Source organism: Bacillus sp. BS3(2021), assembly GCF_021043345.1.
Lineage (GTDB): Bacteria > Bacillota > Bacilli > Bacillales > Bacillaceae > Bacillus > Bacillus paralicheniformis.
On the sequence record NZ_JAJNDM010000004.1, the window covers coordinates 1 to 16,583 of the forward strand.

The 16,583-nt window shown below is 43.7% G+C and carries 16 protein-coding genes; 13 read left to right on the top strand and 3 right to left on the bottom strand.

Annotated features, from left to right (window positions below; genetic code table 11):
* The coding region (locus tag LQ247_RS10050) for a lipase family protein (protein WP_231006011.1) at positions 1 to 1,258 on the bottom strand (1,258 nt) is incomplete at its 3' end.
* A gap of 50 nt (positions 1,259 to 1,308) precedes the next feature.
* Between LQ247_RS10050 and LQ247_RS10055 the strand changes: the two genes are divergently transcribed.
* The 3 genes from LQ247_RS10055 (at position 1,309) to LQ247_RS10065 (ending at position 3,376) form a co-directional block, all read left to right on the top strand.
* Entirely contained in the window at positions 1,309 to 1,650 is a 342-nt protein-coding gene (locus LQ247_RS10055; protein ID WP_128822333.1) for a DUF1433 domain-containing protein, read from the top strand.
* A gap of 143 nt (positions 1,651 to 1,793) precedes the next feature.
* Positions 1,794 to 2,108 (top strand): hypothetical protein, encoded by a 315-nt coding sequence (locus LQ247_RS10060; protein WP_075213209.1) that lies wholly within the window; start codon positions 1,794 to 1,796, stop codon positions 2,106 to 2,108.
* A gap of 413 nt (positions 2,109 to 2,521) precedes the next feature.
* Positions 2,522 to 3,376, top strand: coding sequence for a DUF1672 family protein (locus tag LQ247_RS10065; RefSeq protein ID WP_101560803.1), 855 nt, complete (start codon positions 2,522 to 2,524; stop codon positions 3,374 to 3,376).
* A 321-nt stretch (positions 3,377 to 3,697) separates the two neighbouring features.
* Here LQ247_RS10065 and LQ247_RS10070 read toward each other — a convergent pair whose 3' ends face one another.
* Positions 3,698 to 3,886: a YkvS family protein gene (locus tag LQ247_RS10070; RefSeq protein WP_003181225.1), complete on the bottom strand. Its 189-nt coding sequence runs from the start codon at positions 3,884 to 3,886 to the stop codon at positions 3,698 to 3,700.
* A gap of 142 nt (positions 3,887 to 4,028) precedes the next feature.
* On the opposite strand from LQ247_RS10070, the gene LQ247_RS10075 reads away from it, so the two are divergent.
* From LQ247_RS10075 to LQ247_RS10100, 6 genes are all read left to right on the top strand, one after another.
* Complete coding sequence (locus tag LQ247_RS10075) at positions 4,029 to 4,247, top strand: hypothetical protein (RefSeq protein WP_371268714.1); 219 nt, start codon at positions 4,029 to 4,031, stop codon at positions 4,245 to 4,247.
* A 228-nt stretch (positions 4,248 to 4,475) separates the two neighbouring features.
* Positions 4,476 to 5,084 (top strand): cell wall hydrolase, encoded by a 609-nt coding sequence (locus LQ247_RS10080; RefSeq protein WP_020451169.1) that lies wholly within the window; start codon positions 4,476 to 4,478, stop codon positions 5,082 to 5,084.
* Between the two features lie 179 nt (positions 5,085 to 5,263).
* Positions 5,264 to 6,604 carry a polysaccharide biosynthesis protein gene (locus LQ247_RS10085; RefSeq protein ID WP_023857303.1) on the top strand — a complete coding sequence of 447 codons (1,341 nt, stop codon included), beginning with the start codon at positions 5,264 to 5,266 and terminating at the stop codon, positions 6,602 to 6,604.
* Between the two features lie 63 nt (positions 6,605 to 6,667).
* Entirely contained in the window at positions 6,668 to 7,159 is a 492-nt protein-coding gene (stoA, locus tag LQ247_RS10090) for an endospore biogenesis thiol-disulfide oxidoreductase StoA (protein WP_020451171.1), read from the top strand.
* A gap of 255 nt (positions 7,160 to 7,414) precedes the next feature.
* A complete protein-coding gene (locus LQ247_RS10095) occupies positions 7,415 to 9,322 on the top strand; it encodes a heavy metal translocating P-type ATPase (RefSeq protein WP_144497588.1) in 1,908 nt (635 codons plus the stop codon).
* Between the two features lie 204 nt (positions 9,323 to 9,526).
* A complete protein-coding gene (locus tag LQ247_RS10100) occupies positions 9,527 to 10,621 on the top strand; it encodes a M24 family metallopeptidase (RefSeq protein ID WP_105978966.1) in 1,095 nt (364 codons plus the stop codon).
* A gap of 67 nt (positions 10,622 to 10,688) precedes the next feature.
* Here the strand turns inward: LQ247_RS10100 and LQ247_RS22040 are convergent, their stop codons facing one another.
* Complete coding sequence (locus LQ247_RS22040) at positions 10,689 to 10,823, bottom strand: hypothetical protein (RefSeq protein ID WP_003181237.1); 135 nt, start codon at positions 10,821 to 10,823, stop codon at positions 10,689 to 10,691.
* A 473-nt stretch (positions 10,824 to 11,296) separates the two neighbouring features.
* Here LQ247_RS22040 and LQ247_RS10105 point away from each other — a divergent pair, with 473 nt between their 5' ends.
* The 4 genes from LQ247_RS10105 to ptsG all read left to right on the top strand — a co-directional run bounded on the left by LQ247_RS10105 (position 11,297) and on the right by ptsG (position 16,510).
* Positions 11,297 to 12,046: an NPP1 family protein gene (locus tag LQ247_RS10105; RefSeq protein ID WP_144497589.1), complete on the top strand. Its 750-nt coding sequence runs from the start codon at positions 11,297 to 11,299 to the stop codon at positions 12,044 to 12,046.
* A gap of 189 nt (positions 12,047 to 12,235) precedes the next feature.
* Complete coding sequence (locus LQ247_RS10110) at positions 12,236 to 13,207, top strand: LacI family DNA-binding transcriptional regulator (protein WP_095290357.1); 972 nt, start codon at positions 12,236 to 12,238, stop codon at positions 13,205 to 13,207.
* A 137-nt stretch (positions 13,208 to 13,344) separates the two neighbouring features.
* The gene (glcT, locus tag LQ247_RS10115; protein ID WP_003181243.1) at positions 13,345 to 14,190 is read left to right on the top strand and encodes a glucose PTS transporter transcription antiterminator GlcT; all 846 of its coding nucleotides are present in this window, start codon (positions 13,345 to 13,347) and stop codon (positions 14,188 to 14,190) included.
* Between the two features lie 223 nt (positions 14,191 to 14,413).
* Positions 14,414 to 16,510: a glucose-specific PTS transporter subunit IIBC gene (ptsG, locus tag LQ247_RS10120; RefSeq protein WP_106071010.1), complete on the top strand. Its 2,097-nt coding sequence runs from the start codon at positions 14,414 to 14,416 to the stop codon at positions 16,508 to 16,510.
* Positions 16,511 to 16,583: the final 73 nt, after the last annotated feature.

A 16,583-nucleotide genomic window follows, 5' to 3' on the forward strand; every position in this document is an offset into this window, starting at 1 on the left:
ACGACTGCGCCAGGTTTTTCAGCGTATTGTTTACATCTTCGAGTGTCAGCTTGTCGTATAGACCGTGGCCGACTTGACGGTAGGTATCGTGTTTCAGGTCGTTGATCGCAGCGTCGTGTTCCTGATAAGCGTTTTCGGCTTCGCGTTTCATCGTCCGCAGATCGTTGATCATCACATTTACTTTTTGCGCGAGCTGTTTGGCAACTGCGGGTGTTACTTTAATTGCGCCACTTCCGGATGCAACTTCCGGTGGGAGCATCGCTTTTAAATTTTTGTCATAAACGAGCTCATCGCCCTCTATATTTTGAACGTTGCCGTTTTCGTCGAAAGAGAAATTATTGCTGCCGACCCAGTGTGTATCGGGATTTTGAAAGATTAGCGTATTTGCGAAATACAGAAGGTTTCTTCCGACTTGTTGGAGTTTATTACCGTCAAGCCTTTTTTCGCGATTAGCCATTGCGATAGAAGGATCTTTTGTGTAAATAGTAGTTCCATTGTGGCGATCAAATTCGTCCCACCAACCGGCACCGACCATATCATCCGGATTGACAATTGACTTTACATAAGGGTGATAGTCTCCGTTATTAATTTCCTTTTGTTTTTCCTCTGAATGTAATTTTACAATTGATGGGCTGTTAAATGAAACAGCGTAAATATCATTGTTGACTGCGCTGTATTCCGCCTCTGCGCCGCCGAGAGAATGTCCGGTTGTTGAAATAATCGTTGAGGTACCTTTATACTTTTGTTTGACTTCCCGCACAAGTTGATCGGCTTGATCGATTTGCGATGTTTTTGTAATTAATTTATAATCTCCGGACTCAAGCATGGCAGTTTGTTCCATCGAACCAGTATATCTCCCAAGTGTCGTAGATGTATCTTTCGCATCTTTCTTGACGACATATTGTGTTTTATCTTTAGGATCGTTTCCTAAGACAATATGGTTAACGTCCGCTTGTTCTACGTCACTTAACGGGTCCTTTCCTGGATCTGTTCCAGCAAAAGCTACAACGACGTTTTTCGGGTTATCGGATTTTACCCACTTGCCATTTCTCTTTTCGGCTTGTGACAGAACAACCGCATCAAGTCCGGTGTCGTCGTCGTTTCGAACGCGCTCAACGTACCAACCAATCTTGTTTTCTGTTACAATTGGCGTGTTACTTTTTAACTTTTCTTTAAGTTGATCATACTTATACGCATTTCTGCTTAATGAATAAAATGTGCTATCCGACAAATTTGGAACTTTTATGTTTTTACTCATACAAACCCTCGCAAATTTAGTGTAAAATGGTCTTGAAAGGATGAATAACTTTGAAAAAATACCTTATTATTCTAGCTTTAGTAATTATAGCAGTCGGAGGTTTTATTGTGAAGAACAACGCACAACATAATGAAGAAATTGAAGAGTTTAAAACTGCAAAAATACATATGGAAAAATTCTTGAAGTCAAATTATGAAGGGATAGATAGTGTTCAGTTCGAGGATAGATATGAAATAGATCCAATGGGGGGCGTACAGGTGTTTGGGTATTATAATAAAGATAAAAATAATAAATTTGATGGTATATACGATCCGTCTAATGATAAGATAATGAGTCATAGTGTTGACGCTGTTATGAAAAAAGAGTGTAGAGATAAAGATTGCGGATATTAAAGAACCCTTTTAAAATGAGTGAACCTTTTTCCTTACTTCTACAACGTTCCCATGAATAGCCGGAACGATTTAGTTCAGCTCAATCTTGTGAGGAAGGGTATACTTTAGAAAAAGCTTAATATACTGAGGTGAATATTGAAAATATGGATTCGGCATTGAATAATTTAATCATCAGTTGCCATTACGCTTTATTGGGGGCAATTCCATACAAATTAAGGGGACTCGCAGTCAAGTTAGAAAATGAAACGTTATACTGGAAAGGCTATTTTAACGGGGAACCGACAGACGATGAAATAGAAATGCTGAGCGTAGCTTGTACAGAGGTACTTGCTGACTTTCCACATATTAAGGACTGTGAAGAAGAGTATATCAATCATAAGTTTCCTTTAAAAATGGATAAATTACAGTTTTGGGCATTTTTAAGATGGGAAGACAACGAGCATGATGAAATAGGATAAGCTGTAAAACACTTTATTATAATTTGTTACGGAGTTTGGTGTGAAGTGTAATAAACGAAAGGTGAATTCATTTTAAGATTATAGGGATTAAAGCTTTAATATGCATAGTTGGTTATCGGGAAACCACTTTCAAAAACGCACAAGTTCATAATAATAAAAAGATATTCATGTTGATTAGGCGTGCATCATTGCATGTCTATTCTTTTTGGAAAGAACTTTTACCTAGAACTAAAGAACTCAAAAAGCGAGAATGACACAAATTTTATTAGTTCTATTGTCTTATTTTTTATACATAATACCAAAAATACACTTCAAATGATTTATAATGAAGCGTGCCTAATAATTAGCAAACATGGAACGTGATTCAATAAAAACGTATAAGGTTATTGCAGTATGAACTGGAGGATACAGTTTTGAAATATAAAAAAGCAGCAGCGCTTGGAATTGGTTTACTTTTATTTATAGGCGGATGTCAGAACAGAGAGGAGTCTGACATTAGCGTCCAAGATTACACAGGACAAGATTTTCATATTCAGAGCAGGGGTTATCAGAAAGAAACCGCTGAGATCGCGGAAGCGCATCGAGATGAGGTTGAAAAAACTGTAAAAGATTATTTCTTGGATCAATATAGAACAAAGGTAAAAGTCCATAACATTGTCGGAGGGCATGGATTTGTTACTGTGTATGCTGAATCGGTCGGAAAATTGCATTTCTACACAAGCGCAAAAATTAAAATTGATTTGGACAAGAAAGAGGTGCAGACTGACGCGATCCGTTCATCGGAGTTGGACGTGAAAGACTCGATTACAAGCGCGATATACGTATTGGCTTTTGAAGACGAATTTGCCGCGCTAGATTACTATTTAGAGAAGCTAACAGAAGAAGAGCCGATTGTAGGCAAAACGCAGGCAGCCGTTGATAACACAAGCGGTAAGGGATATCAGACGCCTTATTATGCTGTTTCTTTAACTGCTGATTGGAAGGATGACCTTTATTCAGCATATTTAGAAAACCCGAAAAGAAGCAAACAAGACTGGCAGGAAAAATTAGAAGATGAAGAAATCACCCCAAAATCATGTGATATCAATATAAATTTATATATGAAAAAAGCACATACAAGGCCAAGTGAACGCATTTATAATCAATTGGTGCAGGATATTGAAGACATGGAAGAGCTGGCACCAGGGACTTACAGCATTTACTTGAATGACAATAGAATCGATAAAAACTTAGGATTTAATCCAAGAAAAAGCACGCTTGGACGATAATGTCTTTCTAAACTGATCATGAAATTGAAAATGTACTGATACGGAGATCTATTTTAAAATAATGTTTTAAGGAGCCGGAAAGCGGTCGGGTATTTCATTTCATTCCGCACGGTCGCCGGTTTTTTCAGCTGTTCAATCAAAAAGCGGCATCGATTACGGCGCGGCGCGATGCTTCAAATAGCAAACTTCTTCGGGACGATGCAGGGAACAGAGGAAAAAAACCGCCGGACCCGGGTGGCAGGCGGTTTTTCCTTTTGCAGAAAAACTTGTGGAAATAAAGCTGCGTGGAAATCGTGAATATGTGCTGTAAAGGGCGGCTGATTAATGCAGGGAATCTTTAATAATTTTATAGTTTTTATGATTGACGACGGTTAAGGAGTCCAGTTCCAAGTCTCTGTAGTTTTCCATAATCGTAACATCGACGATCACAGAGTTTTCGTTTACTTTCTCTACGATTCCGGTGAGTCCGTTTTTAAATTCGATGACGTTCCCGACTTTTGCAATTTTCAAGTGACTTCCTCTCCTTTAAAGTAAATTAACCTATTGAAAGTATTTTGCAATATTTTCTTGGAGAAGTAAAGCAATTTGGGAAGCGGCATCACTATTGTTGTACCCGGTGTGACTTAATGTTATAGTTAATTAGTTAAAGATGATGAGAGAAAAGGGGAGAGAACAGGTGACAGAGCAAAATGCCATCGATCAGATTGAGCAATTAAGGTCAGGGAGCATTCATGAACTCCACGTAAAAAAAGAAGATTTTCTTTCTTTCAGAGCCATCTTAACAAAGCAGGAAGATTTTAAGCATTTTCGCGGCATTGCCCAGCATGGCGGAGATATTATATTTCAATATATGAAAGAGGCAAGAAGCTGAAAAAGGCTTTCTCAGACCGGCTGAGAAAGCTTTTTTATTTGTGTGAAGCCATATGTTTCTGGAGATTTTGGTGTTTTCTGCATGAAATCGTCCGGCCGTCTGCAATAATGTGACAACCGGACAGTTTGATGGAAGGCATGCCAACATTTTGGCAATGAAATCAGCGATTCGTCTTGTTAGTGTAAAACATATGTTTTTTTCGATGAAGATTTGACAAGGAGGAAGGAAATGAAATCGAAATTTGCTGCGCTAGCTGCGTTTTTAATCTGCATGCTGCCGGCAGCAAGAATCGAACATGCTCAAGCTGTCATGTTGTTCTCGAAAAAAGATAAACAGGAAATGGAACGGCTGATGGAAAGCCTTAAACAGGAAGAAAATCCTGCTTTTCAATTAACAGATGAAAAAAGCTTCATTGAAGCCGCGCATCTGCCGGCTGAAGAGGAGCAGGAAAAAGAAGAAGCTGATGAAGAGACGACGGATCTTTCACATAAAGAAAAAGATCTTTTATCAAGGCTTGTACATGCCGAAGCGAAAGGCGAGTCATTTGAAGGAAAAGTGGCTGTTGCCAATGTCGTCCTGAACCGGGTGGAAGACGGCCGATTTCCTGACAGCGTAAAAAGCGTGATCTATCAAAGAAACGCTTTTGAGCCCGTTCTAAACGGCAGCATCGAGAAAAAAGCAGACCGCGAATCAGTTGAAGCTGTGGAAGAAGCGGTAGATCAAAATAAAAAAGAAACAGACGCTTTATTTTTCTATAATCCCGACATCGCTTCTGATGACTGGATTAAAACAAGAAAAGTCGTGAAGCGCATCGGCAATCATGTCTTTGCGATTTAAAAAGCAGTCAGGGCCATCCGCCTTGACTGCTTTTTATATGCAATTCTTTCTCACTTTTCACCCCCCAAGAAAAAATTTGTTTTTGATACTTTATGAAAATCAATTTTCAATGAAAAAGAAAATAATTTTTAGACTTGTCTCATATGATGGGATAAACCCGTGAGACAAGGAGAGACCTCATGAACCGTTTTGTAAAAGGAATTGTTCTTCTTTCGCTAGCTGCTTTTTTTGCAGAATGTCTTGAATTTGTCATCAACATGATTCTTGCACGGGAGCTTGGCGAGCATGGCATGGGGCTCTACATGAGTGTTTTGCCTTCCATTTTTTTAGTTGTGGTGATTGCGAGCCTTGAGCTGCCTGTATCGATATCGAAGTTTATCGCCGAGTCCACCCCGAAGCTGCACGAAAGCATGCTGAAACATGCATTGCGGATGACTGCGGTCTGCACGGTTTTTTCCACGGCAGCTGCAGTGATCATTCTTCCATTTATTCCGGTTTTTGATTCTTACCACCCTCTGATCAGAGGGCTTGTGATCGGGATGATCCCTACGGTTGCCTTTACGTCGATCGCGAGAGGCTACTTCATGGGCGTTCAGCAAATGGGTAAAATCGCAACGGCGAATGCCCTGAAAAAAATCTTTCAGCTCATCGGCTTGTTTTTATTTTTTCAATGGTATTCCTTTGAATTGGATACTTCTCTTCTGATCTCGTTGTTTGTCCTTGTTGCAAGTGAAGTGGTCGTGTTTGTTTATCTGTTTTCTCAGTTTGTTTTGGTCAGGCGCGCCGCTCAAAAAGGGCAGCAGATCCACCTGCGGAGAAACGATGTTTTAAAGCGCCTGCTCACTGTTTCGATCCCGACGACAGGGCTGCGCGTTTTTCACGCTGTGACAAACGCAGTTGAACCTTTTTTGGTGAAGGGGACGCTGCTTGCCGCTGGCGTATCGAGAACATCGGCCATCGACCAGTTCGGCATGCTTTCGGGGGTGGCGATGACAATCGGCTTTTTTCCGGCTTTCATCGCCCATTCACTGATGGTCGTCATGATCCCGAGCATTTCCGAAAGCTACGCTTACGGACAATACGAAAGAGTGATCAAACGGATTAAACAAGCGATCTTCATCACGCTGTTTTACGGCATACCGTCCGTTATGGTGATGTATCACTTTGCAGATCCGCTGACCCACTTATTTTTCGATTCGGTTAAGGCGTCGTTTTACCTGAAAATGCTGTGGCCGTATTTTTTATTTCACTTTTTTGCCATGCCGTTTCAGGCCTGTTTAATCGGAATGGGGTTGGCCAAAGATGCCTTTTATCATAATGTATGGGCCAGTGTTTTGTCGTTTTTGATGATGTATGTTCTCGGATCCATGCAGACATTGCAGATGACGGGGATCATCCTAGCGATGAATACCGGAATGATTTTGCTGACGGCGCTGCATTATGTGACGATTTGCAAAGAGCTGGGCGTCACGCTTTTTTTGACAAACAAATCCCGATCTCCGAGAATTGAAAGCCGCTGATTGACCCTCTTCATAGTTTTGGTTTTTACGGGGAAGCTAATACTAAAAAGAAGGGGAGTTCATATGCGAAGAATCAGTCTTATTTATCCGCTCATCCTGTTGCTTTTTTTCGGAGCCTTCGTATTTCAGCCGCAGGCCTCTGCAAAACATGCTTCTCCGGCAGTCATGCAGATGAACACGGTGGAGGGGCAGCGCGTCGTCATTCCCGCCGAAGGCCAAAAGACGATCGTTCATTTTTGGACGACCTGGTGTCCGCCGTGCCGTGAAGAGCTTCCGCGATTCCAATCCTACTATGAAAGCAAGCAATCCGGAGTAAAGCTCGTGACCGTGAATCTGCTGAATGCCGAAAAAAACGAACAGAAGGTGAAACAGTTTATTAAAGCAAACAAGCTGACATTTCCGATCGTTTTTGACAAAAAGGGCGAAATGATGAAAGCCTACAATGTCATGACGATTCCAACAACATTTTTCTTTAACGAAAAAGGAGAGCTGGAGAAATCGGTTGTCGGACCCATAACTGTGGAACAAATGAAAGAATGGGCAGGGAAAAGCTGAGCCGGGGGTTCAGCTTTTTTTTGAAATCTAAATGATAATTAATATCATGAAGAAATTATAATAATTATTATTTGAAAACGTAGAAAGCCGTGCTATAATGAGAAATAGAAAAGGGTGTGTTCAATGGACAAGAAGCAGTCATACCCTTTATATAAATAAAATACTCCATGTTTATGCTGCCGATGAGGCGGCAATTTGTTTTTTAAGAAGGAAATTGACGATGAATTACATTCTCAATTAGGGAGGATATTGGAGATGCAATTAGAGATCGGGAAACAATCGCAGCAGAACCGTCACACGTTTCATTTTGAAAATTGGAGGCAGCACGGGGAATTGATTGCTGCGCTTTTGTCGGGTTTGTTGATTCTTGCAGGCTGGCTGTTGTCCGGCAATAAAACATTGTCCGTTGTTCTGTTTATTTTAGCTTTTTGTATCGGCGGCTTTGCCAAAGCGAAAGAAGGTATACAAGAAACGCTGGCGGAAAAAACGCTGAATGTTGAACTTCTGATGATTTTTGCGGCGGTCGGGTCAGCGCTGATCGGCTACTGGGCTGAAGGGGCCGTGTTAATTTTTATCTTTTCTCTCAGCGGGGCGCTTGAAACGTATACATTAAATAAAAGCAAACGCGATTTGACATCGCTGATGAAATTGGAGCCGGAGGAAGCCGTTTTGCTCGAAGAAGAAAGAACAAGAACCGTGGCGGCGGCCGATCTTCAAGCGGGCGACCTCATTCTTATTAAACCCGGGGAACGCATTGCGGCAGACGGGGAGATCGAATCGGGAAGAACGAGTATCGACGAATCGGCACTAACGGGTGAATCAATCCCCGCGGAAAAAACCCTCGGAGACGCGGTTTTTGCGGGTACAGTCAATTTGAGCGGATCGCTCACCGTCCGTGTCACAAAGACAAATGAAGATTCGTTGTTCAAAAAGATCATTCGGCTCGTTGAGTCTGCACAAAACAGTGTTTCGCCGTCACAGGCGTTTATTGAGCGGTTTGAAAATATTTACGTTAAAGGGGTTTTGCTTGCTGTCGGACTGCTGCTCTTTCTGCCACATTTTCTGCTTGGCTGGAGCTGGAGCGAGACATTTTACAGAGCGATGGTGTTCATGGTCGTCGCTTCGCCGTGTGCCCTTGTCGCTTCAATCATGCCTGCCGCGCTGTCTTTAATCTCGAATGGCGCAAGAAACGGCCTGCTTGTCAAAGGCAGTGTTTTTCTTGAAAAACTCGGCAACAGCAAAATCGTTGCATTGGATAAAACGGGAACGATTACGAACGGAAAGCCCGGCGTGGAAGATATGCTTTTAGCTGCTGATATCGAGGAGCGCGAATGCTTGGAGGCTGCTGCTGCGATTGAGAAGCAGTCAGGCCATCCGCTTGCCAAAGCGATTGTCGAGTATGCAGAAGCAAAAGGCATCGAGCCTCCCGCAAATGTGTCGATCGAGGAGACGTCAGGGTTTGGCGTTCAGGCTCGATATAATGGAGAGACATGGCTGATCGGCAAAGCCGGATTTGTCGGGGAAGAGGCAGCCGGGCAATTTCTCACGACGGCTGTTCAGGAGCTTGCCAAGCAGGGAAAAACAATTGTGTTCGTGAAAAAAGGCGAAAAAATCGCGGGGTGTTTTGCATTAAAAGACCAAATCAGACCGGAAGCTAAAGCGGTGATCGAAGAGCTGAATGCGCTTGGTGTTCAGACGGCAATGCTGACCGGGGACCAGCCTGAAACCGCAGCGGCCATCGCACGAGAAGCGGGCTTGAAAATCGTCATTTCAGAATGCCTTCCTGACAGAAAAGTAGAGGAAGCGCAAAAGCTGAAAAAAACATACGGAACAATCGTTATGGTGGGAGACGGAATCAATGATGCACCGGCCCTTGCCGCCGCTGATGTGGGGATCGCAATGGGGGGAGGCACAGATGTCGCACTGGAAACAGCGGATGTCGTTTTAATGAAAAACGAATTGACAGGACTGACCAAAATGATTCGGCTCTCCCGGAAAATGAATACGATCATTAAACAAAACGTGATTTTCTCGCTTGGTGTAATCTGTCTTTTAATCTGCAGCAACTTTCTTCAAATTCTTGATCTGCCACTCGGTGTCATCGGACATGAAGGCAGCACGCTGCTTGTTATTTTAAACGGTCTCAGGCTGCTGAAATCCTAAATAAAGAAACGGCTGCATGCTAACGGCAGCCGTTTTTTCACATCAGAGGGCTGTTTGAGGAAGAGGCGGCAATAATAGAAGCGGGCGGCATCCCCACAATACATAAGCGGTGAGCAAGAGACGGGAAAAACTGATACAATGGATGTGATGCTTTTACATGTTAAATGTATGGTACGGAAACTGTCTCAAGGAGTGAAAAGGAGCATGGAAAGAATTGAACAAATCTCTTCCTGGCTGAAAGAAAAAAACATATCTTCGGCTTTTATTCATTCAAAAGAAAACGTATTTTATCTTACCGGCTTTTATACAGAACCGCACGAACGGCTGATGGGCGTTTTTATTTTTCAAGATGAAGAGCCGTTTTTTGTTTGTCCGCAAATGGAGGCCGGTCAGGCGAGAGCAGCCGGCTGGGCGTATGAGATCATCGGATACGGGGATCATCAAAACCCTTGGGAACTCATATCCTCAGCGCTTCAAAAGCGAAACGGCCAATGTTCAAAAGTGGCGGTTGAAAAAGAAACGCTTGCTCTGTCGCGCGCCGAAATGCTGCAGGCGGTCACAAACGGTGCGGAGCTTGTCTCTGCAGAAGAAAGGCTGAACCAAATCCGCGTCATCAAAGACGAAAAAGAAATCAGCATCCTCCGTGAAGCGGCCAAGCTTGCCGATTACGGAGTCGAAGCAGGAGCCGCCGCATTAAAAGAGGGGATAGCTGAAATCGATGTCGTCGCTAAAATCGAGTATGAGCTGAAGAAAAAAGGAGTCCAGGGGATGTCGTTTTCCACAATGGTCCTTTTCGGAGAAAAGTCAGGACAGCCGCACGGAAACCCGGGCAGCCGCACGCTTAAGCCGGGCGATTTCGTCCTCTTTGATTTAGGCGTGATCATTGACGGATACTGCTCTGATATTACAAGAACGCTCGTGTATCAAAATGTGAGTGAAAAACAAAAAGAAATATATGATACGGTGCTTCAGGCCGAAACAGAGGCGCTTAAGATGAGCAAGCCCGGTGTCAGAATCGGCGATCTTGATTTAAAAGCGCGCGGCATCATCGAAAAAGCGGGCTATGGCGATTACTTTCCTCACCGTCTCGGGCACGGGCTCGGGATTTCGCCTCATGAATATCCGTCCATGAGCCATAACAATGATGAACTTTTAAAACAAGGTATGGTATACACGATTGAACCCGGCATCTATGTGCCGGAAATCGGAGGGGTGCGCATCGAGGATGATGTACTTGTCACTGCCGATGGAGCAGAAGCGCTGACAAAGTATCCAAAAGAGCTGACTGTCATTTCTTAAAAAACGGAACCCGCGCCCGCGCGCGGGTTCTTTTTTATGCTGACGTGAATCGTTTGTCTTACCCGCGTCAATCCTTTGAAATGAAAAAATCGTCAAAGGAACGGAATGGTTTGATCTCGTGTTTTTCTTTAAGCGGTTTCATCGCCGCTTTTGAAGACAGTACGATAACGATACATAATAGAATCAGAATGAAGATACCCATTTTTCTTCCCCTTTCTGGAATGAAAACGTGTTCAGCACCGGTGCTGCCTTCATTCTAAATTATGAAACGCTTTCCATATCAAGCCCTAAATTAATAAAAAACCCTGATGTCAGGGTTTTCAGGAATTTTGCCGAGCCGCTTAATAAGATTGACGTTGAAAAAGTCTTGTGATGATCGTTTGATGAATGAATCTACAGCGCCTTTTTGTTTTTATTATGGGGATTTAGATTGATCAAAAGATAATCGGATTGCATCATTATTCTCATGTTAAAAATTTGTATACTAAGCTCAAAAGAAGGGAGGGATTAAATGGGACAAACGCTGACAAATTAAATCTGCAACAGACAATTTCATCTCTCATCCAGATATTTCAGTCCCCGCAATGATTGCGGATTCACCCCCACACAAATAAGCGTTAAAAAACTTCTCTAATGATTTGAAGTCCATTATCTATGAAAGGAAGCTAGCAAAGAGTGAAAACATTAGGATATGTACTGTTTTTGTCGATATTTGCTTTTGTCAGTATCGTACCGGCAGCTGACGCGAAAGTGATTGATCATGACAAAGTGCAAGGCTTCAGTGAAGTAACCCCTGTGACGGTTTCTCAAAAAGCGGCCAAACGTTTTCAGCCTTATTTAAAGGTCGCAAGCGGCTGCGTGCCTTTTCCCGCAGTTGACGCACAAGGCAATACAAGCGGAGGCCTGGAGCCTACCGGAGCGCCCGAAGGACACTGCAGCAAAAGCGTGGGACAAGTGTACTCCCGCTCTGCATGGTACAATGGAGTATGGGCGATTATGTACGCATGGTATTTTCCTAAAGATTCACCTCTGCCTTTTAAAGCATTCGGCCACCGACATGACTGGGAAGGAATCGTCGTATGGATCGATAACCCGGCAAATCAAAATCCAAAAGTGTTTTCCATCGCTTATTCTCAGCACGGTAAATTTCAAAAAACAGCTCCAAACAACAACATCATGGAAGGTGATCATCCGAAAATCCGCTATGATGCTCCTCAAGCACCGATTAACCACAGTTTATATGTGGACAGCGCAAAGGGCGGAACCCAGCCTCTCATCGGATGGGAAGATTTGACGCCTGCCGCAAGAAACGCATTGAACACGACGGATTTCGGAAGCGCAAACGTTCCTTTCAATGATCACAATTTCATGAATAACCTTGGAAAAGCATGGTTTAGAAAAAAAAATATTTCGTGTATCGGCTGATTGTGAAATATTTTCATATCAGCCGGTTTTTTTCTCCGTACATCTTCTTCACTGTTTTCTTCATATTTATAGAACCCCGAAAAAAATTCCGAAAACGATCAAAATCCACGTCTCCAAGCGATATAATTTCTTTATGACGCGAAATGATCCGGCATGTATGAAAAGATTTGAAAGAAAGAAGGGAAACGAATGGCAAATATCAGGGAAATAGCTGAAGCCGCAGGGGTTTCCATCACGACTGTTTCAAGGGTTCTCAACGGCCACCCGTATGTCAAAGAAGAAAAACGTCAAAAAGTTCTTGAGACGATTGAACGGCTCGAATATGCAAGGAATATGCATGCCGTTCATTTATCCAAAGGCTTTTCAAATATGATAGGTGTTGTGCTGCCGACCATCGGCCTCCCTTATTTCGGCGAGCTGCTGGAAGGAATCGCTGAAGAAGCTGCAAAGGAAGGCGTTCACTTTTCGCTTTATCAAACAAATTATCAATTGGAAAAAGAAATTTTTGCATTGGAGCAGCTGAAACAAAGACAGGTGGACGGCCTGATTTTCTGTTCAAAAGCGATGTCTGATGAAGCGCTTTTGGACTGGCATGAGACCGGTCCGTTCATTCTGTGCCAGGACTCAAGCGAACAGTATTTTTCAACGGTCAGCATTCCGCACAAAGATGCTTTCCGGTTAGGACTGGATTTTTTGATTGAAAAGGGGCACACAAAAATCGCCATTGGTTTGGCAAGGAAAAATGGCATGAACAGCCATTTTCGCCTCGAGGCATACAAGGAAGCTTTGGCCGCGATCGGGGAGCCTTATCGGGAAGAATGGGTATTCGAGCGGTCGCTGACGATAAAAGACGGGCAAAAGCTGTTCTCTGAATGGAGAGAGATGGAGGAGAAGCCGACAGCTGTTTTTATCGCCAACGACCAAGTAACAGCCGGTATGTTTCTTGAAGCGCAGCGTCATCAGGTGGATATTCCCGGAAGCCTCGCCATTTTAAGCTGTGACAACCAGCCAATCAGTGAAGTGCTGGGCATTTCAACGATCAAAATTAATATAAAGGAAATGGGGAAGCATGCGTTTCGCCTTTTGCGAAAAAGAATCGGCGGTGCCGGCCCGGAAAAACAGACCGTTCCATACAAGCTGATCAAAAGGGCGACTGTGTAATGTAATCAAAACATCAATCATTTTCCAGACAGTGATCAAATTTCGACATTTTTCATCAAAAAGGTCAAAATAAATTGACGCGCTTTCATGAGTTTTGTACGATATGAGAGATTGATGACAAAAAGGAGCTGAGGATCGTGAACAGATCCTTTACCGTTGAAAAGGTACTCAACAACAACGTTTTAATCGCTCTCCATGATGATTACAGAGAAGTTGTCTTGATTGGCAAAGGAATCGGTTTTGGCAAAAAGCGCGGAGATCTTATCGAACATGAGAACTATGAAAAAATGTTTATCTTGGAAAATGATAAGGAACAATCGCAGTATAAGAAGCTCCTCACTTATGTCGATGAAAAAATGGTTGATATCGCCAATGATGTTATCTACCATATCGCGCAAAAAATCGGCCAGCCGCTGAACGAACACATTCATGTCGCGTTGACGGACCATATCGCATTTGCGGTTAAGCGCTTAGAAAAGGGATTTGATATGAAGAATCCGTTTTTGCTTGAGACGGAATCGCTTTATCCGAAGGAATACGAAGTCGCCAAAGAAGCCGTCGATATGATAAATGAAAAATCAGACATTCAGCTGCCTGAAGGCGAAATCGGGTTTATCGCACTTCATATCCACAGTGCGATGACGAACCGCCCGCTTTCTGAAGTCAATCAGCATTCCCAACTGATCTCCAGGCTTGTCCAGGTCATCGAGGATTCGTTCCAGATGCAGGTCAACAGGGAAAGTGTGAACTATTTGCGGCTGATCAGGCACTTGCGCTTTACGATCGACAGGATTAAACGGGACGAGCCGATTCAGGAGCCGGAAAAATTAATGTTATTGTTGAAAACGGAATATCCGCTGTGTTACAATACTGCTTGGAAGATGATCAAGATCTTGCAGCAAGCGCTCAAGAAACCGGTTCATGAGGCAGAAGCCGTTTATTTGACATTGCATTTGTACCGTTTAACTAATAAAATTTCATAACGCCTTTATAACGTGTTACTGATTCGATCAGGCATGAGTGAAAAAAGGGAAGAAATGAAGACGCTGTCTTTTGTTTCTTAGTGTACCCGCTTTCACCCATGCCTTTTTTGTCGTTCTAAAGGCGAAATGTAAACGGTTTATTTGGATGAAAAAGCAGTCTTTTGAACGAAGTTGTCATGAATTTTTGCTGTAAGGTCAAACTATCCTTAGAGGGGGTTAAAACATGTTTAAATCGCTATTTGGCGTTCTGCAAAAAATTGGACGGGCGCTGATGCTTCCTGTTGCGATCCTGCCGGCTGCAGGGATTCTGCTCGCGCTTGGTAATGCCATGCAAAATCCGCAGATGACAAAAGTCGCACCATTCTTAACGAACAGCACCGTTCAGCTTGTTGCGAAAGTGATGGAAAGTTCAGGTGACGTCGTGTTCACCAACTTGGCGCTCCTTTTCGCAGTCGGGGTTGCCATCGGTTTGGCTAACGGCGACGGTGTTGCCGGAATCGCCGCTATTATCGGATATCTTGTTATGAATGTCACGATGAGTGCAGTGCTTCTTCAAAACGGTTCGATTCCAAGCGACGCAGTTGAAAGAGCACAGTTCTTTACTCAAAACCATCCGGAATACACGACAATGCTCGGCATACCGACATTGGCAACGGGGGTATTCGGGGGTATTATTGTCGGTGTCCTGGCCGCTGCCATGTACAACCGATTCTACACAATCGAGCTTCCGCAGTATTTAGGATTCTTTGCCGGAAAGCGCTTTGTTCCGATCATTACATCGATTTGTGCATTGCTGCTGGGACTCGTCATGCTGTTTATCTGGCCGCCGATCCAAGGCGCGCTGAACAGCTTTTCGACAAACTTGCTTGCAGCAAATGAAGCGTTCGCAGCTCTCATTTTCGGAATGATTGAGCGGGCCCTGATTCCGTTCGGTCTGCACCATATTTTCTACTCGCCGTTCTGGTACGAGTTCTTCAGCTATACGAATCAGGCGGGAGAAATTGTCCGCGGTGACCAAAGAATTTTCATGGCGCAAATCAAAGACGGCGTCGATTTGACAGCGGGTACATTTATGACCGGTAAGTATCCGTTCATGATGTTCGGTCTTCCTGCGGCAGCGCTCGCTATTTATCATGAGGCAAAACCGCAGAACAAAAAGCTTGTTGCCGGTATTATGGGTTCAGCAGCATTGACATCATTCTTAACAGGGATCACTGAGCCGATCGAATTCTCATTCTTGTTCGTCGCTCCGATTCTGTTTGCGATTCACTGTGTGTTTGCCGGCCTGTCATTCATGATGATGGACATTTTAAATGTTAAGATCGGGATGACATTCTCCGGCGGTTTGATCGACTACTTCCTGTTCGGAATTCTGCCGAACCGTACAGCTTGGTGGCTTGTCATTCCTGTCGGTTTAGTCCTGGCTGTCGTCTACTACTTCGGATTCAGATTTGCCATCCGCAAGTTCAACTTGAAAACGCCTGGACGCGAAGATGCAGCTGCAGAATCCGCTGATGAAGGCAAAGAAGCAGCAGGAGATCTTCCTTATCAAATTCTTGAGGCGATGGGTGACCAAGAAAACATCAAACACCTTGACGCTTGTATCACAAGACTTCGCGTCACAGTCAACGATCAGAAGAAAGTTGACAAAGAGCGCTTGAAAAAACTCGGCGCATCTGGCGTGCTGGAAGTCGGCAATAACATTCAAGCGATTTTCGGACCAAGATCCGACAATTTAAAATCGCAAATGCAAGACATTATGTCAGGCCGCACGCCGCGTCCTGAAAAAGCACCAAACGCTGCCGAGGAAGTAGAGCAGCAAATCGAAGAAGTCATGGTTGAGCCTCTTCAAAATGAATCAGGTGAAGAAGTATTCGTTTCACCGCTTGCTGGTGAGCTTCATCCGATTACAGATGTTCCGGATCAAGTATTTTCCGGAAAAATGATGGGCGACGGATTCGCGATTCTTCCTGCAGAAGGCACAGTTGTGTCACCTGTAAGAGGGAAAGTGCTGAACGTGTTCCCGACAAAGCATGCGATCGGTCTGCAGTCTGACGGCGGCAGAGAAATTCTGATCCACTTTGGAATCGATACGGTCAGCCTGAAAGGCGAAGGTTTCACTGCATTTGTTTCTGAAGGTGACCGGGTTGAGCCGGGCCAGAAACTGCTTGAAGTCGACATTGAAAAAGTGAAGGACAGCGTACCTTCCCTGATGACGCCGATCGTGTTCACGAACCTTCAAGAAGGCGAAAGCGTGAGCTTAAAGGCAGAAGGCAATGTCAGCCTGACACAGGACGATATCGTCCGCGTTGAAAAATAAATTCACAAAATGGCCGTACTTGTCAGATGACATGTACGGCTGTATGATATAATATTGTGAATGTACTAAAAGC